Below are 24,897 nucleotides of genomic sequence, written 5' to 3'. Positions count from 1 at the left end.
CGACCCGGCGTACCGTGACTGGACGTAACGCCCGATGCGGCATACGACGTACCCGGTGGGGAGAGCCGAGCGATGGACAAGCCCGAAGTGGTCCTGGGCGTCAGTGGCGGGATCGCCGCCTACAAGGCGTGTGAGCTGCTGCGCCGCCTCACCGAGTCCGGCCATGACGTACGCGTCGTGCCCACCGCCTCGGCGCTGCACTTCATCGGCGAGGCCACCTGGTCGGCGCTGTCCGGACATCCGGCGACGACCGAGGTCTGGGAGTCCGTCCACGAGGTGCCCCACGTCCGCATCGGCCAGTCCGCCGATCTGGTCGTGATCGCCCCCGCCACCACCGATCTGCTCGCCAAGGCCGCCCACGGCCTGGCGGACGACCTGCTCACCAATACGCTCCTCACCGCGCGCTGTCCGGTCGTCTTCGCGCCCGCGATGCACACCGAGATGTGGGAGCACCCGGCCACCCAGGAGAACGTGGCGACGCTGCGCCGCCGCGGCGCCGTCGTCATCGAGCCCGCCGTGGGGCGGCTCACCGGTGTGGACACCGGCAAGGGGCGGCTGCCCGACCCCGGGGAGATCTTCGAGGTCTGCCGCCGGGTGCTGGCCCGCGGCGCCGAGGCGCTCACCGCCGATCTGGCCGGCCGCCATGTCGTGGTCAGCGCCGGAGGCACCCGCGAGCCGCTGGACCCGGTGCGCTTCCTCGGCAACCGCTCCACCGGCCGCCAGGGGTACGCCCTGGCCCGTGCCGCCGTCGCCCGGGGCGCGCGGGTGACGCTCATCTCGGCCAACAGCGAGCTGCCCGACCCGGCCGGCGCCGATGTGGTGCGCGCGGGCACCGCGGCACAGCTGCGGGAGGCCGTCCTCAAGGCCGCCGCGGACGCCGACGCAGTGGTCATGGCCGCCGCCGTCGCCGACTTCCGCCCCGCCCAGTACGCCGAAGGGAAGATCAAGAAGCGCGAGGGCCAGGAGCCCGAGCCGCTCGCCCTGGTGCGGAATCCGGACATCCTCGCCGAGATCTCCGCGGAGCGCGCCCGCCCCGGCCAGATCGTGGTCGGCTTCGCCGCCGAGACCGACGACGTGCTCGCGAACGGGCGCGCGAAGCTGGCCCGCAAGGGCTGCGATCTGCTCGTGGTGAACGAGGTCGGGGAGCACAAGACCTTCGGCGCCGAGACCAACGAGGCCGTGGTGCTCGGCGCGGACGGCACCGAGACGCCCGTGCCGTACGGCCCCAAGGGCGCGCTCGCCGACACGGTCTGGGACCTGGTGGCCCGCCGCCTGGGCTGAGGGCGCACCCGGGGCCGCGCCGGATCCCGCCCGGCGGGGCTGCCCGGGAGTTCTCGACAGGCTCGACGCGGGACTCCCCGGAACTTCTCGAAAGGCTCGACAACAGGCTCGACAGGGGGCTCGACAGGGGGCGGGACACGGCCGATCGGGCTCATGACACATCCCTGCCACGGCGGGGTGGGGCTGTATTTCGGCTTGAGGCAAGGTATGTTCCCGGTCACGGGCCTGCCCGTTCTGTGGGACGGGGATGCTTGACCGGTGGACGTGCCGGATAAACTGGCCCAGGAACCGCATCGGGCGCAGCCCCCGCGCGGTCCCGACCATGATCAGCCAGCAGCCGCTGCAACCCCAGGGAGCGATGTGTCCCGCCGCCTGTTCACCTCGGAATCTGTCACCGAGGGTCACCCCGACAAGATCGCTGACCAGATCAGCGACACCATTCTCGACGCCCTTCTGCGGGAGGACCCGCACTCCCGGGTCGCGGTCGAGACCTTGATCACCACCGGCCTGGTGCATGTGGCCGGCGAGGTGACGACCAAGGCGTACGCCCCGATCGCGACGCTCGTGCGGAACAAGATCCTCGAAATCGGCTACGACTCGTCGAAGAAGGGCTTCGACGGCGCCTCCTGCGGCGTCTCGGTGTCGATCGGCTCACAGTCCCCGGACATCGCCCAGGGTGTGGACTCCGCCTACGAGCTCCGGGTCGAGGGCGACGAGGACGAGCTGGACAAGCAGGGCGCGGGCGACCAGGGCCTGATGTTCGGGTACGCCTGCGACGAGACGCCCGAGCTGATGCCGCTGCCGATCAACCTGGCGCACCGGCTCTCCCGCCGGCTGTCCGACGTCCGCAAGAACGGGACCATCCCCTACCTGCGCCCGGACGGCAAGACCCAGGTCACCATCGAGTACGACGGCCACAAGGCGGTCCGCCTGGACACCGTCGTCGTCTCCTCGCAGCACGCCTCCGACATCGACCTGGACTCGCTGCTGGCGCCCGACATCCGGGAATTCGTGGTCGAGCACGTGCTGAACGAGCTGGTCGAGGACGGCATCAAGCTCGACACCGAGGGCTACCGCCTGCTGGTCAACCCGACCGGCCGCTTCGAGATCGGCGGCCCGATGGGCGACGCCGGCCTCACCGGCCGCAAGATCATCATCGACACCTACGGCGGCATGTCCCGCCACGGCGGCGGCGCCTTCTCCGGCAAGGACCCCTCCAAGGTCGACCGCTCCGCCGCCTACGCCATGCGCTGGGTCGCCAAGAACGTGGTGGCCGCCGGCCTCGCCCAGCGCTGCGAGGTGCAGGTCGCGTACGCCATCGGCAAGGCCGAGCCGGTCGGCCTCTTCGTCGAGACCTTCGGCACGGCGGCGGTCGACGCCGAGAAGATCGAGAAGGCCATCTCCGAGGTCTTCGACCTCCGCCCGGCCGCGATCATCCGCGACCTCGACCTGCTTCGCCCGATCTACGCCCAGACGGCGGCGTACGGCCACTTCGGCCGTGAGCACTCCGACTTCACCTGGGAGCGCACCGACCGCGTCGACGCCCTCCGCGCGGCGGCGGGTCTGTAGGCCCGGCTCGCTTCACGAACCCCGACGAAGGCCCGGACGCCCCCGCGGCGCCCGGGCCTTCGCATGCGTAGCTGTCCGTGCGGTCTGCTAAGACTTGATCTGTGAGCAGGGACAACGAGCGGCCGAGGGAGCCGGCGGAGGCGTCGGAGGGGGAGCAGCTCGCGCTCATTCGGGAGACGGTGCGCAAGGCCAAGGTGCCCAAGGCGAAGCCGCGGACCTGGCGGGGGGCGGCGCTGGCCGCGGAGCGGCCGGTGGCGCGGGTGCTGGTGGACAAGGGGCCGGTCCACCTCGACAAGCTGTGGGACTACGCGGTGCCGGCCGAGATGGACGCCGAGGCCCGGCCCGGGGTGCGGGTGCGGGTGCGGTTCGGGGCCGGGACGGGGAAGGTGCGCGACGGGCGGCGCGAGGGGGGCGGGCTGCTCGACGGGTACATCATCGAGCGCGTCGCCGAGTCCGACTACCGGGGCCCGCTGGCCGCCCTCGCGCAGGTGGTCTCCACCGAGCAGGTGCTGGGGCCGGGGCTGCTGGCGCTGTGCCGGGCGGTCGCCGAACGGTACGCCGGGTCGCTCGCCGATGTGCTCCAGCTGGCCCTGCCCAAGCGCAACGCCCGTGCCGAGGGCGAGCCGTCACCGGCGCCGCTGCCCCCGCCGGAGCCGCCCGCGCCCGGGAGCTGGGCGCGCTATCCGGCCGGGCCCGGGTTCCTGGAGGCGCTGGTGCGCGGGGACCGGCCGCGGGCCGTGTGGACCGCGCTGCCCGGACCGCACTGGCCCCGGGAGTGGGCCACCGCCGTGGCCGCCGCGCTCGCGTCCGGGCGCGGGGCGCTCGTCGTCGTGCCCGACGGGCGGACGGCCGAGCGGGTGGACGCCGCGCTCGCGGAGGTGCTCGGCGGCCCGGGGCGGCACGTGCTGCTCACCGCCGACCTCGGGCCGGAGGAGCGCTACCGCCGCTGGCTGGCGGTCAGCCGGGGCTCGGTGCGGGCGGTGGTGGGCACCCGGGCGGCGATGTTCGCACCCGTCCGTGACCTCGGGCTGGTGGGGATCTGGGACGACGGGGACCGCAGCCACAGCGACGATCGGCTGCCGCAGCCGCACGCCCGCGATGTGCTGCTGCTGCGCGCCGTCCAGGAGAAGACCGGCTTCCTGCTGGGCGACCTCGGCCGCACCGTCGAGGCCGCCCAGCTGGTGGAGAACGGCTGGGCCCGGCCGCTCGAGGCCGACCGCGAGCGGGTCCGGGCCGCCGCCCCGCTGATCCGTACGGTCGACGAGGGCGAGGTGGCCCGGGACGCCGAGGCCCGCGCCGCCCGGCTGCCCACGATCGCGTGGCAGACCGTACGGGACGCGCTGACCCGCGGCCCGGTGCTGGTGCAGGTGCCGCGCCGGGGCTATGTGCCGAAGCTGGCCTGTGAGCGCTGCCGGGAGCCCGCGCGCTGTGCGCACTGTTCGGGCCCGCTGGAGGCGCGGGACGCGGACCATCTGGTGTGTGGCTGGTGCGGGCGGGGCGAGCCCGCCTGGCACTGCCGCGAATGCGGGGGCGTCCGGCTGCGGGCGTCCATCGTCGGCGCCCGGCGCACCGCCGAGGAGCTGGGCCGCGCCTTTCCGTCCGTGCCCGTCCGCACCTCGGGTCGTGACCATGTGCTGACGTCCGTCCCGGACCGTCCGGCGCTCGTCGTGAGCACACCGGGCGCCGAACCGGTCGCGGAGGGCGGCTACGCCGCGGCGCTGCTGCTCGACGGCTGGGCCCTGCTCGGCCGCCCCGATCTGCGCGCCGGTGAGGACGCGCTGCGCCACTGGCTGGAGGCGGCCTCGCTGGTCCGTGGCCATGGGGAGGAGGGGGACGACGGCCGGGGCGGCATGGTGGTGATCATGGCCGAGCCGACGCTGCGGCCCGTCCAGGCGCTGGTGCGCTGGGATCCGGCCGGTTACGCGGCGCGCGAGCTGGCCGAGCGGTCCGATCTGGGCTTTCCGCCGATCTCCCGGATGGCGGCCGTGACCGGCCCCGCGGAGGCGGTGGCCGAGCTGATCGCCTCGACCCAACTGCCCGAGGGGGCCGAGATCCTGGGGCCGGTCCCGCTGCCCCCGCCGCCCCCCGGCCGCCCGCGCCGCCCCGGGGACCCGCCCGCGGGCGAGGTCTGGGAGCGCGCCCTGCTACGGGTCCGCCCCGGCCAGGGCAGCGCCCTCGCGGCAGCCCTCAAGGAGGCGAAGGCCCGCCGCCTGGCCCGGGGGGACAGGGATCCCGCGGTGCGGGTGGATCCCCTGGACATCGGGTGACTCCGGTGCCGTACAGCGTCCGGTGGCTTGGGGCCTCCGGCCCGGGCCACCTCCCGGCGGTGGCCGCTGGGGAGGCTTTCGCGCCCCGGCGGGGGCACCTCCCGGCGGTGGCCAGGGAAATCCGAGCCTCTCACCGGGGACATCCGAGCCTCTCACCGGGGAGAGCCGAGCCTCTGACGAGCCTCTAGAGAGAGGGCCGAGGGCTCGGGAACGCGCTCGGGCGGGGGTCCTCGCGGAGGGACGGGGCCGACTGCGGGGGGACCGTGCGGGCGGCGGGCACCGAGGGCAGGGGGGCGGGCTCGGCCGGGCGGCCCGTGGACGGTTCGCCGCCCTCGGCCGCGCTCTGCGCGGCGGCCCGGCGGGCGCCGTAACGGCGGTGCACCGCCTGCTTGGTGACGCCGAGCGCCGAGCCCACCGCGTCCCAGGAGAAGCCGAGCGAGCGATCGAAGTCGACCGCGGCCGTGACCAGCGTCTCGACGCTGTCCCGCAGTTCCTGGGCGAGCCGCACGGTGGGGGCCGGGGCGCGTCCGTAGACCACGAAACCGGCGGACGGGCCGGTGCGACGGGGGCGGTAGACATTGCCGAGCTGGGCGGTGAGCGTGCGCAGCGCGTCCACCTGGCGGCGGACCCGCTCGATGTCCCGGACCAGGAGGTGCAGGCTGGCCCGTGCCTGGGCGTCATGAGTTGCGTGGTCGGCCATGAACAAGCCTCTCGAACCGGCGTTGACGGGGGATTGGGGGATGGGGGAGTTGAGGGGATGGGCTGGGAGTCGGACGGACGGCGGGAAATGGATCGGGCCGCGACAGCGGCCCGATGCGGTCAATCTGCCTTGACCAACGCGGCACCCGCCCGTCGGTCACGGTCCGGGGCGTGCGGCAGTCCGCTCGTACGCCCCCTCGGACGGCGGACCATAGACTTCAGACGCTGTTCGCGACGTTCCCGCCGTATCCGCTGTGTGAGAGGTAGTTCGCCACCCATGAGGCTCGTCTTCGCCGGTACCCCCGAGGTCGCCCTGCCCGCTCTGGACGCGCTGATCGCGTCCCAGAAGCACGAGGTGGTGGCCGTGGTGACCCGTCCCGACGCGCCCGCCGGGCGCGGCCGCCGACTGGTGGCCAGCCCGGTCGCCGAGCGGGCCGAGGAGGCGGGTATCGAGGTGCTCAAGCCCAACAAGCCGCGCGATCCGGAGTTCCTCGCCCGGCTCACCGAGATCGCGCCCGACTGCTGCCCGGTGGTGGCCTACGGCGCGCTGCTGCCCAAGGCCGCGCTGGAGATCCCCGCGCACGGCTGGGTCAATCTGCACTTCTCGCTGCTCCCGGCCTGGCGGGGCGCGGCCCCCGTGCAGCACTCCCTGCTGGCGGGCGACGAGATGACCGGCGCCTCGACCTTCCAGATCGAGGAAGGGCTGGACTCCGGGCCGGTGTTCGGGGTGGTGACGGAGCAGGTGCGGCCCACCGACACCAGCGGCGATCTGCTGACCCGGCTCGCCTTCGCCGGTGCCGGGCTGCTCGAGGCGACGATGGACGGCATCGAGAACGGCACCCTGCGCCCGGTGGAGCAGCCGGCCGAGGGCATCTCGCTCGCCCCGAAGATCACCGTCGAGGACGCGGAGATCGACTGGACGGCGCCCGCGCTGCGCGTCGACCGGCTGGTGCGCGCGTGCACCCCCGCCCCGGGCGCGTGGACCACCTTCCGGGGGGAGCGGCTGAAGGTCGTCTCGGCGCGCCCGGTGGCGGACCGTACGGATCTGGCGCCCGGTGTGCCGGCCGTCACCAAGAAGGCCGTGTACGTGGGCACCGGCAGCCATGCCGTCGAGCTGACCTGGGTGCGGCCGCAGGGCAAGAAGCCGATGCCGGCGGCGGACTGGGCGCGCGGGGTGCGGATCGCGGAGGGCGAGCGGCTCGGGGCCTGAGCGGGCCGCCACGCCGAAGGCCGCGCCAAGGGCCGCGCCAAAGGCCGCGCCAGAACCAGCTGCGCCACGGACGCGCCCAGGAGGCGGATGTTGACTTCAACCTAGGTTGAAGTCTTACGTTCCTCACGAGACCTCGGAGGTACGTGATGGACATGCAATCGACCGCCTGGCACTCCCTGTATCAGACGGCCAATGCCCAGGACGACCGGCGGCCCTTCTCCCGCGAGACGCTGCGCCGCATCGGCGCCTTCGCCCGTCCGCACCGCCGTCAGCTGCTGTTGTTCCTGGTGCTGAGCACGGTCGCGGCGGTGCTCGCGGTGGCGACGCCACTGCTGGCGGGCCGGGTGGTGGACGCGATCGTCCACCGTTCGGGACAGGGCACGGTGCTCTGGCTGGCCGGGCTCATCGCCGCGATCGCCGTGGCGGAGGCGGGACTCGGGCTGGTGACCCGCTGGCTGTCGGCGAACATCGGCGAGGGGCTGATCCTCGATCTGCGCACCGCCGTCTTCGACCACGTCCAGCGGATGCCGGTGGCGTTCTTCACCCGGACCCGCACCGGTGCGCTGGTCAGCAGGCTCAACAACGACGTCATCGGCGCGCAGCGGGCGTTCAGCGACACCCTCTCCGGGGTGGTCGGCAATGTGGTGACCCTGCTGCTCACCTTTGTCGTCATGGTCGGGATCTCCTGGCAGATCACCCTGCTGACGCTGCTGCTCCTGCCCGTCTTCCTGCTGCCCGCGCGCCGGGTGGGCGGACGGCTGGCGAAGCTGCGGCGCGAGGCGGCCGCGCACAACGCCGCGATGAGCACCCAGATGACCGAGCGCTTCTCCGCGCCCGGGGCGACCCTGGTCAAGCTGTTCGGACGGCCCGCCGACGAGTCCGCCGAGTTCGCCGCGCGCACCCGCCGGGTGCGGGACATCGGGGTGCGGACCGCGATGGTCCAGGTCTCCTTCGTGACCGCCCTGACCCTCGTCTCCGCCCTGGCCCTCGCCCTGGTCTACGGCCTCGGCGGCTGGTTCGCGCTGCACGGGCGGCTCGACCCCGGCGCCGTCGTCGCGCTCGCGCTGCTGCTCACCCGGCTGTACGCGCCGCTGACCGCGCTGGCCGGGGCGCGGGTCGAGGTGATGAGCGCGCTCGTCAGCTTCGAGCGGGTCTTCGAGGTGCTCGACCTCGAACCGCTGATCAAGGAGAAGCCGGACGCCCGGGAGGTCCCGGAGGGGCCGGTGTCCGTCGAGTTCGACCGCGTGGACTTCGGCTACCCGGCCGCTGACAAGGTCTCGCTCGCCTCCCTGGAGGAGGTCGCCACCCTGGACACCCGCGGTGGCGTCCCGGTCCTGCACCAGGTGTCCTTCCGCGCCGAACCGGGCCAGATGGTCGCGCTGGTGGGCTCCTCCGGCGCCGGGAAGTCGACCATCGCGCAGCTGCTGCCGAGGCTCTACGACGCCGACGGCGGCGCCGTACGGCTCGCCGGGGTGGACGTACGCGATCTGACGGCCGACTCGATCCGCGCCACCCTCGGCATGGTCACGCAGGACGGCCATCTCTTCCATGACTCGATCCGCGCCAATCTGCTGCTGGCCCGGCCGGAGGCCACCGACGAGGAGCTGTGGGAGGTGCTGCGCCGGGCCCGTCTCGAGGGGCTGATCGCGGCGCTGCCGGACGGTCTCGACACCGTCGTGGGCGAGCGCGGCTACCGGCTCTCCGGCGGCGAGCGCCAGCGGCTGACCATCGCCCGGCTGCTGCTGGCCCGGCCCCGGGTGGTGATCCTGGACGAGGCCACCGCGCATCTGGACTCCACCTCGGAGGCGGAAGTCCAGGAGGCGCTCGGCGAGGCGCTGGACGGGCGCACCGCGGTGGTGATCGCCCACCGGCTGTCCACGGTCCGGGCGGCGGATCTCATCCTGGTCGTGGAGGACGGGCGGATCGTGGAGCGCGGTACGCACACCGCGCTGCTGGCCGCCGGAGGCCGCTACGAGGAGCTGTACCGCACCCAGTTCGAGCAGCCGACGAGTGCCGACGGCGGATTCGCCGTCAACGGCACGACGGTGGACGGAACCATCGTGGACGGCACGACGGTGGACGGAACCATCGTGGACGGTACGACCGTGGATGGAACCATCGTGGACGGTACGGCCCTGGACGGAGCGGCCCTGGACGGCGGCCCCACGACCGCCGACGCCCCGGCGACGTAGGCTTGTCCCTTCAGCCCGATCCGTCTCCCGGAGCACATTTCCCGTGACCGACCAGCCCCGTCGTCGCCGTCCCCACGCCCCGAACCGGCCTGGCAAGCCCTACCGCCGCCCGCAGAAGGACCCCGTGCGGATCCTCGCCTTCGAGGCGCTGCGGGCGGTGGACGAACGGGACGCGTACGCCAACCTCGTTCTCCCGCCCCTGCTGCGCAAGGCGCGGGAGAGCGCGGAGGCCGGCGGGCCGCGATTCGACTCCCGGGACGCGGCGCTCGCCACCGAGCTGGTCTACGGCACCCTGCGGCACCAGGGCACCTACGACGCGATCATCGCCGAATGCGTGGACCGCCCGCTGCGCGAGGTGGATCCACCCGTGCTCGATGTACTGAACCTCGGCGCCCACCAGTTGCTCGGAACCCGTATCCCCACCCACGCCGCCGTCTCGGCCAGCGTCGAGCTGGCCCGGGTGGTGCTCGGCGACGGCCGGGCCAAGTTCGTCAACGCCGTGCTGCGCAAGATCGCCACGCATGACCTCGACGGCTGGCTGGAGCGGGTCGCCCCGCCCTACGACGAGGACCCCGAGGAGCATCTGGGCGTCCGCCACTCCCATCCGCGCTGGGTCGTCTCCGCCCTGTGGGACGCGCTCGGCGGCGGCAGCGCCGGTATGGAGGAGCTGCTGGCCGCCGACAACGAACGGCCCGAGGTCACCCTCGTCGCCCGGCCCGGCCGGTCCACGCCCGGGGAGCTGCTGGACGCGGTCGGCGACCAGAGCGCGGAGCCGGGCCGCTGGTCGCCGTACGCGGTGCGGCTCACCGAGGGCGGCGAGCCCGGTGCGCTGGGGGCGGTGCGGGACGGGCGGGCCGGAGTGCAGGACGAGGGCAGCCAGCTGGTGGCCATCGCGCTGGCGAACGCCCCGCTGGAGGGGGACGACCGGCGCTGGCTGGACGGCTGCGCGGGCCCCGGCGGCAAGGCTGCGCTGCTCGGCGCGCTCGCCGCGGAGCGCGGCGCCTCGCTGCTGGCCGCCGAGAAGCAGCCGCACCGGGCCCGGCTGGTGGCCGGGGCCCTGGCGGGCAACCCGGGCCCGTATCAGGTGATCGCCGCGGACGGCACCCGGCCGCCGTGGCGCCCGGAGTCGTTCGACCGGGTGCTGGTGGACGTTCCCTGCACCGGCCTGGGCGCCCTGCGCCGCCGCCCCGAGGCGCGCTGGCGGCGCCGACCCGAGGATCTCGAGGGCTTCGCCCCGCTCCAGCGCGGGCTGCTGCGGGAGGCGCTGGCCGCGGCGCGGATCGGCGGGGTGGTCGGCTACGCCACCTGCTCCCCGCATCCGGCAGAGACCCGGGCCGTGGTGGAGGACGTCCTCAAGGGGCGGGGCGGCGCGGCCGTCTCCGCGGAGTGGATCGACGCCCGGCCGCTGCTGCCCGGGGTGCCCGAGCTGGGCGACGGCCCCGACATCCAGCTGTGGCCGCACCGGCACGGCACGGACGCCATGTATCTGGCCCTGCTGCGCCGCACCGGCTGACCGCGCCCAAGTCCGAGGTCGGTCCAGGGTCAGTCCTCCGGAACCGCCGGAAGCGCTTCCTCGGGACGGTCGGTCGGGGCGTAGAGCGTATCGGCGTGGGCGGTGGGGTTGAGGTCCCTGTGCACCGCGCGCGCCACCGCCTCGATGGTGGCCACGCCCGCCTCCATGGTGCGGTCGTCCTGGGTGAGCACGGTGAGCGTGTAGTCGTGGCCGCCGCCGGTGAAGGCACCGACGCTGTGCACCCGCCAGCCGTGCGAGGACCGCTCCAGCCAGCCGTTCTTCACCTGGATCCGCACCCCGCGCGGGGCGCCGGCCGGGGTGCCCCAGCGCTGTTCCCGGATGACCTTGCCCATCAACGAGAGGATGTACGTGCGGGAGGCGTCGGTCAGCACCGTGTTCGGGTGGGTGATCAGCTCCAGGAGCCGCTCCTGGTCGTTCGCGGTGATCCGGGTCAGGCCCCAGTAGCCGTCCTTGCCGGGCACGGTGGCGTCCATTCCGGCCGCCCGCAGGAACGCCTTGACCCTGGCGGGCTTGAGCTGCTTCCACAACTTGCTGGTCGAGGCGTTGTCCGACTTGGTGATCATGGCTTTGGCGAGGGTCTTCTCGCGCTTGGTCAGCCCCCGGTGGTGCCGCTGGGCGTCCCACAGCAGCGTCCCCAGGACCGTCACCTTCACCACGCTCGCGGAGTCGAACCGCTGGTTCGCGCGCAGGGTGCAGCGAGTGCGGGTGGTGTGGTCGCGGAGGCTGATCGCGACCGTGCCGGACCGGCCGCGCAGCGCGCCGGCGATGTCCTTGGACAGCTTTCCGGCCAGCCCGGACTGGTGCGAGACGCAGACCGGCCGCGGTGCGGTGGCCGCCGCGGAGGCGGGCCCGGTCCCGGCGACCGGCGCCGCGACGACGGCCGCCGTCAGCGCCGCGCACACCGCGGTGCGGGGATGCCGGGGTAGGGGATCGCTCGTCATGGTGGGTTGCCTGTAGGGGTTGCTCGACCATCTTCATGATCTCGTCTCCCCCGGCGTCCGTCGATCCGAGCGGGCCGATGATCGGATCCCGGCTCCATGGACCGGCGCCGATCGTGGGAGGCTTGGACCCATGGCCCCGCAGATCAATCCCAGCATCCTGTCCGCAGACTTCTCCCGCCTGGCGGATGAGGCGAAGGCGGTCGAAGGCGCCGACTGGCTCCACGTCGACGTCATGGACAACCACTTCGTCCCCAACCTCACCCTCGGCGTGCCGGTGGTCGAATCGTTGGGCAGGGCCACGCAGACCCCGCTGGACTGCCATCTCATGATCGAGGACCCGGACCGCTGGGCGCCGCAGTACATCGAGGCGGGCGCCGGCTCCGTCACCTTCCATGTGGAGGCCGCGGCCGCGCCGGTGCGGCTGGCGCGCGAGATCCGGGCCAAGGGCGCACGGGCCTCGATGGCGCTCAAGCCCGCCACGCCCATCGAGCCGTACGAGGATCTGCTGCCCGAGCTGGACATGCTGCTGGTGATGACCGTGGAGCCCGGCTTCGGCGGCCAGGCGTTCCTCGACATCATGCTGCCGAAGATCCGCCGCACCCGGCAGCTCATCGCCCGGCACGGCCTCCAGATGTGGCTCCAGGTGGACGGCGGGGTCTCGGCCGAGACCATCGAGCGGTGCGCCGAGGCGGGCGCCGATGTGTTCGTCGCGGGCTCGGCCGTCTACGGCGCCGACGACCCGGCCAAGGCCGTACGGGAGCTGCGCCACCTGGCCGAAAAGGCGACCGGCACCCCCGGTTCATGAGGCGAGGCAGCTACCGGTCGGTGAACTCAAGGATGAAGGCCAAACCAACTCCGCCGTTTCTGACAGGATGAACGGTGAGTCCGGACAGTGAATAGTGAGGAGACCGCGGTGTCGACGGGCCGTTCAGCCACGCGGATGGGACCCGCCGAACTGGTGCAGGCGGCCGCCATGGCGCGCCGCTTCTACCTCGAGGGCAAGTCCAAGATCCAGATCGCCGAGGAGTTCGGCGTCAGCCGCTTCAAGGTCGCGCGGGTGCTGGAGACGGCGCTCGAGCGCGATCTGGTGCGCATCGAAATCCGGGTTCCCGCCGAGCTCGACGCGGAGCGCTCCGACGCGCTGCGCGCCCGCTACGGGCTGCGCCACGCTGTCGTCGTGGAGTCCCCGGCCGACGCCGAGGCGGACACCCCGGACCCGGAGAACCTCGGCGAGGTCGCCGCGGACCTGCTGGGCGAGCTGGTGACCGAGGGGGATGTGCTGGGGCTGGCCTGGGGACGGTCCACGATCCACATGGCGGCCGCGCTGCACCGGCTGCCCCCGTGCACCGTCGTCCAGCTCACGGGCGTCTACGACGCGGGCACGGCCGAGCGCGGCTCGGTCGAGGCGGTGCGCCGCGCCGCCGCCGTCTCCGGCGGTGAGGCGCATCCCATCTACGCGCCGATGCTGCTGCCGGACACCGCCACCGCGGACGCCCTGCGCGGCCAGACCGGTATCGCCCGCGCCTTCGAGTACTTCGACAAGGTCACCGTGGCCTGCGTCTCCATCGGCTCGTGGGAGGCCGGGATCTCCACGGTCTACGACATGCTGACGGAGGAGGAGCGGGCCCACTACGAGAGCCTGGGCGCCGCCGCCGAGATGTCGGCCCACCTCTTCGACGCCGAGGGCCGCCGCATCGGCCGCGACCTGGGCGAGCGCTGCATCACCGTGGAGGCCGACCGGCTGCGCCGGATCCCCGAGGTGGTGGCCATCGCCGGTGGCCGCCGCAAGGCCGAGGCGATCGGGGCGGTGCTGAGGTCCGGGCTGGTCACCAGCCTGGTGACGGACACCGCCGCCGCGGACTACCTGCTCGGGATCACCCCGGCCGCCCACCCGGCCCTCGACCGCGCCGACCCGGACGGGCCGTAAGCCCTCCGGGGGCGTAAGCCCCCGGGGGTCACGGGGCGGCTCGGACGGCGGCTTCGCCGCGGAGTGCCGAGGGCTTGAGCGGGCCTGTGAGCAGGGTTAAGGTCAGCAGCCCCGCTCGCTGAGGAGTCACGTGTCCGTGTCGAAGTCGGTCCTCGGGAAGGCCGTGGCGCTCCTGAACGCCTACGAGCCCGGTGATGAATCGCTGAGCCTCGCGGAGCTGCACCGGCGGACCGGTATCCCCAAGACCACCTTGCACCGCCTGCTCGGCGAGCTGGGCGAGTGGAAGGTCCTCGAGCGGACCCGCCAGGGGTACCGACTGGGGATGCGGATGTTCGAGTGGGGTCAGCTCGTCTCCGTCCAGCGCTCGCTCTGCGACGCCGCGGCGCCGTTCCTCGCCTGCCTCTCCGAGGCGACGCACGCCACGGTGAACCTCGCGGTGCCGGAGGGGCCCGACGTGGTGTACATACAGAAGATCAACGCCCTCGACCAGCCTCGGAAGCCCCCACGCGTGGGCGGCCGGCTGCCGATGCACTGCACGGCGCTGGGCAAGGCCATCCTTGCCCATGACCTCCCTGACCGGCTCGATGCTCTGGTGTCGCGCGGCCTGGTCGGTCAGACCCCACGCTCGGTGCGCGACCTGGTCGCCCTCCGCGCTGAAATCGAGCGCGTGCGGGCGTGCGGCTTCGCGGAGGAGCGGGAGGAGGCCGTGGTCGGCGTCGCGTGCGTGGCCGCCCCGGTCCGTAACGCGAGCGGAGCGGTGGTCGGAGCGATCTCGGTCGCCGGGCATCCGGCGAGGATCGACGCGGGGCGGGTCTGGCCGACCTTGCGGGCCACGGCGCTGGGCCTGTCGCGCACCGTGGGCAGGCGCGGGCCCGGCTGGTGAACCGCGGCGCCACCCCACGACGAAACCCGCGCTCCACGGACTGAGACAGTCCGGAACCTCATACGGCCCGGCCGCCCCCGCTCCGGTGGGGCGGCCGGGCCGTCGCCGTTGCTCCGCGATCGCCGCACCAGCCTCCCGTTCCGATGAGCGGAACACATCGTGGCGGGGTGCCCGGCGAACTTCATAGTGGACGCGCCGCGGACGGCCGGCAGCAGGTGAAGGCGCGCGAAGGAGCAGCCATGAACGTCATACGCACCAGCGTCACCACTTTCGACGCGACCGATGAGGCGCCTCTCCCGGCTCAGTTGCTGCCCGCGGACTCCGCGCGTTCCGTTCTCGTCGGACGGGTCTGGGACCCCGAGACGGGAGGCCCCAGAGTGGTGACGGTCCGCGGGGACCAACTCCTGGACCTCACCGACGAGTTCTCGACCGTCGCCGGGCTCCTCGAGCATGCCGCACCCGGGCGTGCCGTCGCGCGGGCCGCGGCACCGGCCCGTTGGTCCCTGAAGGACGTCGCCGCCTCGTCGGCGGGTGCGGACCCGAACGTCCCACGGCTGCTCGCGCCCATCGACCTGCAAGTGATCAAGGCATGTGGCATCACCTTCACCGAGAGCCTGATCGAGCGGGTCATCGAGGAGCGCTGCCGCGGCGACTTCACCCGCGCCTCGGCCGTCCGCGGCCTGGTCATGGACGCTCTCGGCGGAAGCCTCGCGGTGGCGCCTGGGTCCCCGGAGGCGCTTCGCGTGATCGAAGTGCTGACCGCGCAAGGCATGTGGTCCCAGTATCTCGAGGTGGGCCTTGGCCCCTATCCGGAGGTGTTCACCAAGGCCCCCGTCCTGTCGTCCGTCGGCCCCGGCAGCGCCATCGGCATCCCGTCCTTCTCCGCGTGGAACAACCCTGAGCCTGAGCTAGTCCTCGTGGTCGACTCGGGCGGACGCGTCAAGGGAGCGACGCTCGGCAATGACGTGAACCTGCGGGATATCGAGGGGCGCAGCGCACTCCTGCTGGGCATGGCCAAGGACAACAACGCCTCCTGCGCCGTCGGCCCGTTCGTCCGTCTTCTCGACGGCGACTTCACCCTCGACGTACTCCGCGACGAGGAGATCACCCTCCGGATAGCCGGACGGGACGGCTTCCGCCTGGAGGGCCACAACAGTCTCTCCCGCATCAGCCGGACATTCGAGGAACTCGTCGGCGCGACGTGCGGCGTCCATCACCAGTATCCGGACGGTTTCGCCCTCTTCACCGGAACGCTCTTCGCCCCCACCCAGGATCGGGGAGAGGCGGGCATGGGTTTCACTCACCGGCCCGGCGACCGGGTCACCATCAGCAGTCCCCACCTCGGCACGCTCATGAACACGACCGTGCCCACGGAGGAGCTGCCGCCCTGGGACTTCGGCCTCCGCGCCATGTCCACGTACCTCCGGGACAGGAGCCCGTCGCCTATGGTGCCGACCATCAGTGACCCCGCCGTGGTCCTCGTCCCCCACGCCGACTGTGCCGCGGTCCTCGCCGACGTGCCCGGCCTGCGCCCGGTCGTCTACGATCCACGGTCCGCGCTGCCCGCCGAGGCGCGCACGGCGCGGGTGCTGGTGGCGCCGTTTCTGATGACCCCGGGAATGACCGCGCTGACCGACGGAATGCCGGAGCTGGAGCTGGTGCAGCTCCTCACCGCCGGGGCCGAGGCGTGGCTCGGGCGGCTGCCCGAAGGGGTCGCGCTCTCGGACTGCCGGGGCGCTCATGGCGGCGCCACCGCGGAGTGGGTGGTCTCGGCGCTGCTCGCGGTGTACCGGCACCTGCCGCGGTTCGCCCGGGCCCAGGACGAAGGGCGCTGGGACTACCACCGGACCGAGGAGCTGGCCGGCAAGAAGATCCTCATCGTGGGGGCCGGTGACGTGGCGGAGAACGCGGTCCGCCGGCTGGCGGGGTTCGAGGTGAGCACCACGCTGGTCGGCCGGCACGCCCGGGACGGCGTGCACGGAATGGCCGAGCTGCCGGTCCTGCTGCCCGAGCACGATGCCACGGTGCTGGTCGTCCCGCTCACCGAGGAAACCCGCGGCATGGCCGACGCGGAGTTCCTGGCCGCGATGCCGGATGGCGCGGTGCTGGTCAACGCGGCGCGCGGCCCGGTCTGTGACACCGACGCGCTCGTCGCCGAGCTGGACTCCGGGCGGCTGCGGGCCGCGCTCGACGTCACCGACCCGGAGCCGCTGCCCGAGGAGCACCCCTTGTGGAAGGTGCCCGGTCTGCTGCTCACCCCGCATGTGGCCGCCAGTGTGCCGCTGACGATGTCCCGGGCCTACGACGTCGTGGCGGAGCAGCTGCGCTCCTTCGTACGGGGCGAGGAACCGCCGAACGTGGTGCACGGAACGTACTGACCCGGCGCACGAGCAATGTCATCAGCCTTGACGTGATTCGCCGCACGCATACACAATCCGACTTACATAACAGACAGTGTCTTAAATATAAGACGCAGAGAAGTCGGAGCAGAGGCCCGCCTTCTGTCTTGGGCCCCGAACTCCCCTGCCGATTTGTCCAGTTGCTCCTCCATCAACGCTGCCGGAGGTCCGTCATGTATCAACAGCCCACCGCCCCTCTGGGCGGATCCCTGGGGTGGTCCGCCCTGACCGCCGCCGTCCCGCTCCTGCTGCTGTTCCTGCTTCTGGGCGTGTTTCGGGTCCGGGCGTGGATCGCCTCCGTCACCGGGTTGCTCGTCGCGACCGCCGTGGCGATCGGTGTGTACGGGATGCCGTTCGGAACCGCGGTGTCCGGCATGGCGGAGGGGGCCGTCTTCGGGCTGTTCCCTGTCATGTGGATCGTGGCCAACGCGATCTGGGTCTACCGGATGACCCGCGACAGCGGGGATTTCGACCGGTTGCGCGAGGCGTTCTCACGAGTCAGCGACGACCGCCGGATACAGGGCCTGATCATCGCGTTCTCCTTCGGCGCGCTGCTGGAGGCGCTGGCCGGGTTCGGGGCGCCGGTGGCGATCTGCTCGGTGATGTTGGTGGCGCTCGGGCTACCGGCCATGCGGGCGGTGACGGTGTCGTTGATCGCGAACACCGTGCCGGTGGCGTGGGGCGGTGTCGGGCTGCCGATCATCACACTCGGTCAGGTCACCGGGATTCCGGTGGACACGCTGAGCCGGGCCACCGCCCACCTCGTTCCGGTGCTCGCGCTCTTCGTCCCGATGCTGCTGCTTGTGGTGCTCGACGGCGCCCGCGGGGTGCGCGAGGTATGGCCCGCGGCGGCGGTGGCCGGATTGGCGTTCGCCGTCCCGCAGTACGCGGTCGCGACCTTTGGCCCGATCCAACTCGTGGACATAGTCGCCGCATTGGCCTCGGCCGGATCCGTGCTGCTGCTGACGCGGTTCTGGCAGCCGCGCCGCTCGGAGCCCTCGGCCCGGGCCGACGCCGAGACGCCCGGTGGTGGCGCCCTGACGCCAACCGGCGGCGGCGCGACCGGCGTTCTCACCGCTCCGTCCCGCGTCGACGTCTTCCGCGCCTTCGCGCCCTACCTGGTGATCATCGTGTTCTTCACCGTGTCCGTGGTCCCGAGTGTCAAGGGCGTGCTGAAGGCCGCCACGGTGACCTTCGCATGGCCCGGACTCGCGGTGCGGACACCACAGGGCGAGCCGGTGGCGCTCGCGACCTACAAGTTCGACTGGCTCGCCACCCCCGGGACCGTGCTGCTCATCGCGGGCGTCGTCACCGCGATGATGCTCCGGATCGGCGCCCGCACGGCGCTGCGGGCCTACGGCCGGACGCTGTCGCAGCTGCGCGAGGCCGGAGGCACCGTCATGGCCGTACTGGCGCTTGCTTATGTCATGAACCTGTCCGGGCAGACCACGACGCTCGGCCTGTTCCTGGCCACCGCGGGAAGCTTCTTCGTCGTCCTGTCCCCGCTGCTCGGCTGGTTCGGTACCGCCGTCACCGGCTCGGATACGTCATCGAATTCGCTGTTCGGCGCGTTGCAGGTCAGCGCCGCCCAGGGGACCGGGATGTCGCCGACCCTCGCCGCGGCCGCCAACACCGCCGGCGGGGTCCTGGGGAAGATGATGAGCCCGCAGAACCTCGCCGTCGGAGCGGCGGCCGTCGGCCTGGCGGGGCGCGAGGGCGAAATCCTCCGGCGGGTGCTCGTCGCGTCCGCGGTGCTCGTGCCCGCGCTCTGCCTGCTCGTCTATCTCCAGTCGACCCCGGTCCTCGGGTGGCTCGTGCCGTGACCGGCACTCGATACACCCATCCCTATGGAGGCAATCCCATGATCGACGCGCCGATTTCATCGGTACGGATGAGGGAGGTCGGCGCCGTGCTCGCCGCCGGTTCACCGCACCGTGCGGCCCCGCCGCAATCCCGTCCGCTCAGCATCTACCCGGCGTTCCACACCGGATCCGCGGGCCAGGTGCTGCTGTCCGACCCCCGTCGCAGGACCGCCAGGTACCTCGAGATCGCGACCACGGCCGGTGTGACCGGCAGATACGGGCCGCTCGACCAGGATGTGGCCGCCCCGCTGGCGGAAGGCATGGCGAGCGGATTGCTCGGCCTGAACCCGATGGCGAACGGCTATATCTGGGATGTGTTGCAGCGCACCGACCGGCACTCACGCCATGGAATCCGCAAGATGGCGATAAGCGCCGTGGACAACGCGCTGTGGGATCTGCGCGGCCGCTTGCTGGGCGTTCCCGTCTGGCAGCTGCTCGGAGGGGCCGGTCGTACGCATATCCCGGCCTATGCCAGCACTCATGGCACGTTTCATTCCGACGGCGAAGTCGAGCGCACGGCGGAGGAACTGCTCGACGAGGGCTACACCGCCCAGAAGTGGTTCTTCGGCGACGGGCCCGCGCAGGGCCCCGAGGGAATGGAACGCAATATCGCGCTGGTCGAACGGGCCCGAGCGGCCGTCGGTTTTCGATCCGCCCTGATGTTCGATGCCTTCATGAGCTGGGACCTTCCGTATGCCCGGGCCTGGTGCGCCCGGGTGGAGCACCTCCGGCCGGATTGGCTGGAGGAGCCATTCCCGGCGGCGGCGGTACCGTCGTTCGCGCAGCTGCGTTCCTCGACCACCATTCCGCTGGCGGCCGGTGAGCATCTGTACGACCGGTACGATCTCCTGCCCTTTTTGCGGAAGGGGCTGTTGAGCGTGGTGCAAGTCGATCCGGAATGGTGCGGTGGTGTCACCGAGGTGGTGCGCATGTGCGCCATGGCCGAGCCGTTCGGCGTTCAGGTGTTCCCGCACGGGCACGGTATTCACGCCGCGCTGCATATCGTGGCGAGCCAATCGCCGCAGCTCTGTCCGTCCGTCGAGTACCTCTACCGCTTCACTCCGGAAAAGCACTACTTCGAAGTGGAGGCTCCCGTTCCGAAGGGCGGAGTGATTCCGCTGCCCACCCGGCCGGGATTCGGAATCGAAATAGATGAGGACCGAGTGGAGACGGACAAGGAAGTCTTCGCGTTTTCCTGAGCCGGCGCCGTCCGCCGGCGAGGCGCCGCGGTAGCGTCGTGCTCCTTGTAGGATTACATGATCATGAGGCTCGTTTGCTGTGCCATCCTGGGGGTGACCTGCCTCCCTTCATGTGAAAATGTAGAAGTATGCAATTCCTTGAGCCCGGTACCGGACGCTACGTAAAGTCATCTCCGGCTCCCTACGACCTGACCTACGACGATGTGTTCATGGTGCCGAGCCGTTCCGCGGTCGGCTCCCGCCAGGGAGTGGACCTGTCGGCCCCCGACGGCACCGGCACCACCATCCCGCTCGTCGTCGCCAACATGACCGCGATCGCCGGCCGCCGCATGGCCGAGACGGTCGCCCGGCGCGGTGGCCTCGTCGTCATCCCGCAGGACATCCCGATCGACGTCGTCACCGATGTGGTCCGCTGGGTCAAGAGCCGCCATCTGGTGCTGGACACCCCGATCGTGCTCGCCCCGACCGGCACCGTCGCCGACGCGCTGTCGCTGCTGCCCAAGCGGGCACACGGCGCGGGTGTGGTGGTCGAGGACGGGCGTCCGGTGGGCGTGGTGACCGAGTCCGACCTGACCGGGGTGGACCGCTTCACCCAGCTGTCCGAGGTGATGTCGCGGGAGCTGATGGTGCTCGACGCCGACATCGACCCCCAGGAGGCGTTCAGCCGCCTCGACGCCGCCCACCGCAAGCTGGCGCCCGCCGTGGACGCGGACGGAAAGCTGGCGGGCATCCTGAGCCGCAAGGGAGCGCTGCGCGCGACGCTCTACACGCCCGCGGTGGACGCGGCGGGCCGGCTGCGGATCGCGGCCGCCGTCGGGGTCAACGGCGATGTGGAGGGCCGTACGATGGCGCTGCTCGACGCCGGGGTGGACACCCTCGTCGTGGACACCGCCCACGGCCACCAGGAGTCGATGATCAGCACGCTCAAGGCGGTCCGGGGGCTGGGCCCGCGGGTGCCGGTGGTGGCGGGCAACGTGGTCGCCGCCGAGGGGGTGCGCGATCTCATCGAGGCCGGTGCCGACATCGTCAAGGTCGGCGTCGGGCCGGGTGCCATGTGCACCACCCGCATGATGACCGGCGTCGGCCGGCCGCAGTTCTCCGCGGTGCTGGAATGCGCCGCCGAGGCGCGGAAGTTCGGCAAGCACATCTGGGCGGACGGCGGTATCCGGCACCCCCGCGACGTCGCCATGGCGCTGGCCGCCGGGGCGTCCAACGTCATGATCGGCTCCTGGTTCGCGGGCACGTACGAGTCGCCCGGCGACCTTCAGCACACCGCCGACGGCCGCCCGTACAAGGAGAGCTTCGGCATGGCGTCGGCGCGCGCGGTGCGCAATCGCACCAGCGAGGAGTCGGCGTACGAGCGGGCCCGCAAGGGGCTGTTCGAGGAGGGCATCTCCACCTCGCGGATGTTCCTGGACCCGGCCCGGCCGGGCGTCGAGGACCTGATCGACTCGATCGTCGCGGGCGTGCGCAGCTCCTGCACCTACGCGGGCGCCGGGTCGCTGGAGGAGTTCCACGAGCGGGCGGTCGTCGGCGTCCAGAGCGCCGCGGGCTACGCCGAGGGCAAGCCCCTCCATGCCTCCTGGGACTGAGGCGGCGTCTCCTGGGACGGGGACGGCGTCCCGTGGGGCCGAGACAGCGTCTGGGACCGATACAGCGCGACAGCCCCACTCGGCTCGGGTGAGTGGGGCTGTCGCGCTGTCTCGCGACGGTGGCTCATCTCGCCATGCCACGCTGCTCGCCCCGGGTCCGGGGCAGCGCGTGGCGTGGCGGGCTGGTGAGCGTGATCTGCCGCACCAGCTGGTGGAACGAGACCAGCGCGGCGACCGGGGGAAGGCCGGCCACGGCGATGCTGGGCGCGTTCCTCGGGGCGTGTGCCACGCACAGGAACACCGCGATGGTGGAGAAGAGCACCACCACGGCCCATGAGTGCGCCGCGCCCCGCCGGTGCAGGGCGGCCCGCAGCACCGACAGCGAGGCGACCAGCCAGGGTCCGTAGACCAGCAGGGGCCACCACGCCGCCATGGACTCCGTGGTGCTCGGGGAAGCCAGATAGCGCAGCGGGCGGTAGGAGATCATGCCGCCGAGCACGCTCAGCATGGCGACGATGACCGTGGTGACCGCCGCGAAGATCAGGCTGATCACATGCAGCCACGGCATCGTCGGCAGCCGGAAGCGGACCCGGCGGCGCTTGCCGCGCCCCCGCACATGCGCGGGGGAGGGGGTTCGCAGGGGGGTGACCGGTGGTCCGATGGGGCCGGTGGTGTGCAGCGCCTCCTCGGCGGAGGACGTCTGGAGCAGCCGGGCCAGGTCCCCCTCCAGGTCCCAGCGGCCCTCGATGGTCTCCGGGTCGGGCAGGGGGAAAGGATTCATCTCATAATCGGCTGCCACCTCGAACCGCTCCCCGGGAGGGGGTGCGGGGGCGGACCGGTGGCCGGTGGGAGGGGGCCCGTAGCCGCCCGGCCTCGGCTCGGTGTACGTCATGCCTTGACGCCCGGTTCTGTGGTATCGGAGCGCTGGAGGAAGTCCGCCTCGATCCGGCCCAGCGTCCGGATGAAGTCCTCCCACACTCTCGCGCAGTATTCGAGCGGGTAGCGCTCGCTGTCACCCCCCTGGTCGCGAGGCCGGAACACCGGTTCGGCACCGAGGCGGGAGTGATCGGGTGGTTGCAGGCTGTCAGTGGTCACGTCCCCACCAACGACCGCTAAAATGGTGCAGTATCGCGGCATTCGGGTGAAACGCGCGCTGACGAGCTCAGTGTTTCGCAACGATTCACCGTCGGGCGCCCCCGCGCGCAACGTTGCGACACGTATGCGCAACCATGGTCCATTACGGCCGTCGGCGGACGGCTCATAGGGTCTTGCGCTGACGTGGAGTGGCGAAGACCGGCTGCTCGGCGATTCCCACCTGCGGGTTTCCCTCCCGGGTACCCGTATGTCCGCAGTCGGTCGCCACCACCTGATGGCAGCGAATAAGGAGCCACCCAAGTGTTGGAGCACGGCGCAGCACCACCCGCCACCCAGCAACCGGAACCAGACCCTCCGGTCAGCGGGCTGGGCGCCCGGCTGATGCGGCGCAAGCCGGTGGAACGGCTGGTCGCCGAGGGCGGCCAGGGCGAGGGCGGAAGCCTCCGGCGTTCGATGGGCGTATGGCAGCTCACCATGATCAGCATCGGCGCCACCCTGGGCACCGGCATCTTCGTGGTGCTCGGCGAGGCGGTGCCGGACGCGGGCCCCGCGGTCGTCGTGTCGTTCGTCATCGCCGGGCTCACCGCGCTGTTCTCCGCGCTGTCGTACGCCGAGCTGGCGGGCACCATCCCGGTCTCCGGCTCCTCCTACTCGTACGCCTACGCCACGATGGGCGAGCTTATCGCCTGGATCTGCGGCTGGTGTCTGATCCTGGAGTACGGCGTCTCGGTGGCGGCCGTGGCCGTCGGCTGGGGCGAGTACCTCAACGAACTGCTCGACGGCACCCTCGGGGTCACCATCCCCGACGCGCTGGCCGCCCCGCCCGGGGACGGCGGGATCTTCAACCTGCCCGCACTGCTCGTGGTGCTGCTGGCCATGGCGTTCCTGCTGGGCGGCGCCAAGGAGAGCGCCCGCGCCAACGCCATCATGGTCGGGGTGAAGATCGCGGCGCTGATCCTCTTCTGCGCCGTCGCCTTCACCGGCATCCGGGCCGGCAACTACACCCCGTTCATGCCGCTGGGCATGGCGGGCGTCAGCGCCGCCGGCGCCACCCTCTTCTTCTCCTACATCGGCTTCGACGCCGCCTCCACGGCCGGTGAGGAGGCCAAGAACCCCCAGCGCGACCTGCCCCGCGCGATCATGCTCTCGCTGATCATCGTCACCGCGCTGTACTGCCTGGTGGCCGCCGTGGCGGTGGGCGCGCTGCCGTGGAAGAAGTTCTCCGGCTCCGAGGCCGCGCTCGCCTCGATCATGAAGGATGTCACCGGACAGAACTTCTGGGCCGTGCTGCTGGCGGCCGGCGCGGTGATCGCGATCGCCTCCGTGGTGCTGACCGTGCTCTACGGACAGACCCGCATCCTCTTCGCGATGTCCCGGGACGGGCTGGTGCCCAAGGTCTTCTCCACGGTCCACGCCCGGACCGGGGTGCCCCGCGCCAACACCGTCATCGTCTCGCTCTTCTGCGGCGTCCTCGCCGCCGCGATCCCGCTCGGCCAGCTCGCCGACGCCACCAGCATCGGCACGCTCTTCGCCTTCGCGCTGGTCAACATCGCCGTGATCGTGCTGCGCCGGACCCGGCCCGATATGCCGCGGACCTTCCGGGTGCCGCTGTCCCCGCTCTTCCCGGTGGTCGGCTTCGTGCTGTGTCTGTGGATGATGGGCAGCCTTCAGTTCGTGACCTGGGTGGTCTTCGGCGTGTGGATGGCCGTCGGCCTTGTGCTGTACTTCGGATACGGCATGCGCCGATCCCGACTGGCCACAGCAGAGAAGTGATTGCCCCCCAGTGCGACTGAACGATCTCGACGAACGCATCGTCCACGCCCTCGCCGAGGACGCCCGCCGCTCCTACGCCGACATCGGCGAAATCGTCGGGCTGTCCGCGCCCGCCGTCAAACGGCGGGTGGACCGGCTGCGCGCGGAGGGAGCCATCACGGGCTTCACGGTGCGGGTCGACCCGGTGGCGCTGGGCTGGGAGACCGAGGGCTTCATCGAGCTCTACTGCCGCCACAACACCTCGCCGGAGGACATCCGGCGAGGTCTGTCGCGCTATCCCGAGGTGGTGTCCGCGTCCACCGTCACCGGTAACGCGGACGCCGTCGTCCAGGTCTTCGCGGCGGATATGCGCCATTTTGAGCGGGTGCTGGAGCGGATTGCGGGGGAGCCGTTCGTGGAGCGTACGAAGTCTGTGCTGGTGCTGTCGCCGTTGCTGCGGAGGTTCAGCTCGGGTGCGCCTACGTAGGCGCTTCG

The 24,897-nt window shown here is 72.0% G+C and carries 19 protein-coding genes; 15 read left to right on the top strand and 4 right to left on the bottom strand.

Annotation, left to right across the window (positions count from 1 at the left end; translation table 11 throughout):
- Positions 1 to 72: 72 nt before the first annotated feature.
- From coaBC to ACT2CW_RS09105, 3 genes are all read left to right on the top strand, one after another.
- Positions 73 to 1,281 carry a bifunctional phosphopantothenoylcysteine decarboxylase/phosphopantothenate--cysteine ligase CoaBC gene (gene coaBC, locus ACT2CW_RS09115; RefSeq protein WP_445516192.1) on the top strand — a complete coding sequence of 403 codons (1,209 nt, stop codon included), beginning with the start codon at positions 73 to 75 and terminating at the stop codon, positions 1,279 to 1,281.
- A 360-nt stretch (positions 1,282 to 1,641) separates the two neighbouring features.
- Positions 1,642 to 2,850 (top strand): methionine adenosyltransferase, encoded by a 1,209-nt coding sequence (gene metK / locus ACT2CW_RS09110; RefSeq protein ID WP_037951673.1) that lies wholly within the window; start codon positions 1,642 to 1,644, stop codon positions 2,848 to 2,850.
- A gap of 101 nt (positions 2,851 to 2,951) precedes the next feature.
- A complete protein-coding gene (locus tag ACT2CW_RS09105) occupies positions 2,952 to 5,117 on the top strand; it encodes a primosomal protein N' (RefSeq protein WP_445516191.1) in 2,166 nt (721 codons plus the stop codon).
- 184 nt (positions 5,118 to 5,301) lie between these two features.
- Here the strand turns inward: ACT2CW_RS09105 and ACT2CW_RS09100 are convergent, their stop codons facing one another.
- The gene (locus ACT2CW_RS09100) at positions 5,302 to 5,817 is read right to left on the bottom strand and encodes a hypothetical protein (protein WP_210610208.1); all 516 of its coding nucleotides are present in this window, start codon (positions 5,815 to 5,817) and stop codon (positions 5,302 to 5,304) included.
- A 276-nt stretch (positions 5,818 to 6,093) separates the two neighbouring features.
- Between ACT2CW_RS09100 and fmt the strand changes: the two genes are divergently transcribed.
- The 3 genes from fmt (at position 6,094) to ACT2CW_RS09085 (ending at position 10,731) form a co-directional block, all read left to right on the top strand.
- On the top strand, positions 6,094 to 7,026 hold the full coding sequence (fmt, locus tag ACT2CW_RS09095) for a methionyl-tRNA formyltransferase (protein WP_164425066.1): 933 nt from the start codon (positions 6,094 to 6,096) through the stop codon (positions 7,024 to 7,026).
- 146 nt (positions 7,027 to 7,172) lie between these two features.
- The gene (locus ACT2CW_RS09090) at positions 7,173 to 9,218 is read left to right on the top strand and encodes an ABC transporter ATP-binding protein (protein WP_445516190.1); all 2,046 of its coding nucleotides are present in this window, start codon (positions 7,173 to 7,175) and stop codon (positions 9,216 to 9,218) included.
- Between the two features lie 43 nt (positions 9,219 to 9,261).
- Positions 9,262 to 10,731, top strand: coding sequence for an RsmB/NOP family class I SAM-dependent RNA methyltransferase (locus ACT2CW_RS09085; RefSeq protein ID WP_445516189.1), 1,470 nt, complete (start codon positions 9,262 to 9,264; stop codon positions 10,729 to 10,731).
- Between the two features lie 29 nt (positions 10,732 to 10,760).
- Here the strand turns inward: ACT2CW_RS09085 and ACT2CW_RS09080 are convergent, their stop codons facing one another.
- Positions 10,761 to 11,693: a serine hydrolase gene (locus ACT2CW_RS09080; RefSeq protein WP_445516188.1), complete on the bottom strand. Its 933-nt coding sequence runs from the start codon at positions 11,691 to 11,693 to the stop codon at positions 10,761 to 10,763.
- A gap of 130 nt (positions 11,694 to 11,823) precedes the next feature.
- Between ACT2CW_RS09080 and rpe the strand changes: the two genes are divergently transcribed.
- The 7 genes from rpe to ACT2CW_RS09045 all read left to right on the top strand — a co-directional run bounded on the left by rpe (position 11,824) and on the right by ACT2CW_RS09045 (position 21,555).
- Positions 11,824 to 12,498, top strand: coding sequence for a ribulose-phosphate 3-epimerase (gene rpe, locus ACT2CW_RS09075; protein ID WP_086882716.1), 675 nt, complete (start codon positions 11,824 to 11,826; stop codon positions 12,496 to 12,498).
- Positions 12,499 to 12,633: 135 nt separating this feature from the next.
- Positions 12,634 to 13,620 carry a sugar-binding transcriptional regulator gene (locus ACT2CW_RS09070; protein ID WP_075200442.1) on the top strand — a complete coding sequence of 329 codons (987 nt, stop codon included), beginning with the start codon at positions 12,634 to 12,636 and terminating at the stop codon, positions 13,618 to 13,620.
- A gap of 136 nt (positions 13,621 to 13,756) precedes the next feature.
- A complete protein-coding gene (locus ACT2CW_RS09065) occupies positions 13,757 to 14,503 on the top strand; it encodes an IclR family transcriptional regulator (RefSeq protein ID WP_445516187.1) in 747 nt (248 codons plus the stop codon).
- Between the two features lie 239 nt (positions 14,504 to 14,742).
- A complete protein-coding gene (locus ACT2CW_RS09060) occupies positions 14,743 to 16,881 on the top strand; it encodes an NAD(P)-dependent oxidoreductase (RefSeq protein WP_445516186.1) in 2,139 nt (712 codons plus the stop codon).
- Positions 16,882 to 17,075: 194 nt separating this feature from the next.
- Positions 17,076 to 18,725, top strand: coding sequence for an L-lactate permease (locus tag ACT2CW_RS09055; protein ID WP_445516185.1), 1,650 nt, complete (start codon positions 17,076 to 17,078; stop codon positions 18,723 to 18,725).
- 38 nt (positions 18,726 to 18,763) lie between these two features.
- Complete coding sequence (locus ACT2CW_RS09050) at positions 18,764 to 19,963, top strand: enolase C-terminal domain-like protein (protein WP_445516184.1); 1,200 nt, start codon at positions 18,764 to 18,766, stop codon at positions 19,961 to 19,963.
- Positions 19,964 to 20,091: 128 nt separating this feature from the next.
- Positions 20,092 to 21,555: a GuaB1 family IMP dehydrogenase-related protein gene (locus tag ACT2CW_RS09045; protein WP_445516183.1), complete on the top strand. Its 1,464-nt coding sequence runs from the start codon at positions 20,092 to 20,094 to the stop codon at positions 21,553 to 21,555.
- A gap of 124 nt (positions 21,556 to 21,679) precedes the next feature.
- Here the strand turns inward: ACT2CW_RS09045 and ACT2CW_RS09040 are convergent, their stop codons facing one another.
- Both ACT2CW_RS09040 and ACT2CW_RS09035 read right to left on the bottom strand, forming a co-directional pair.
- A complete protein-coding gene (locus ACT2CW_RS09040; RefSeq protein WP_233361553.1) occupies positions 21,680 to 22,336 on the bottom strand; it encodes a DUF2637 domain-containing protein in 657 nt (218 codons plus the stop codon).
- A gap of 107 nt (positions 22,337 to 22,443) precedes the next feature.
- Positions 22,444 to 22,650 carry a hypothetical protein gene (locus ACT2CW_RS09035; RefSeq protein ID WP_164425081.1) on the bottom strand — a complete coding sequence of 69 codons (207 nt, stop codon included), beginning with the start codon at positions 22,648 to 22,650 and terminating at the stop codon, positions 22,444 to 22,446.
- 300 nt (positions 22,651 to 22,950) lie between these two features.
- Here ACT2CW_RS09035 and ACT2CW_RS09030 point away from each other — a divergent pair, with 300 nt between their 5' ends.
- Together ACT2CW_RS09030 and ACT2CW_RS09025 are read left to right on the top strand one after the other, a co-directional pair.
- Positions 22,951 to 24,423: an amino acid permease gene (locus ACT2CW_RS09030; protein WP_445516182.1), complete on the top strand. Its 1,473-nt coding sequence runs from the start codon at positions 22,951 to 22,953 to the stop codon at positions 24,421 to 24,423.
- Between the two features lie 10 nt (positions 24,424 to 24,433).
- A complete protein-coding gene (locus ACT2CW_RS09025) occupies positions 24,434 to 24,889 on the top strand; it encodes an Lrp/AsnC family transcriptional regulator (protein ID WP_445516181.1) in 456 nt (151 codons plus the stop codon).
- Positions 24,890 to 24,897 lie beyond the last annotated feature (8 nt).

This window comes from Streptomyces sp. NEAU-174, from assembly GCF_052665095.1.
Note: the sequence above shows the minus strand (reverse complement) of the source record. Positions and strands in the feature narration are given on the sequence as shown.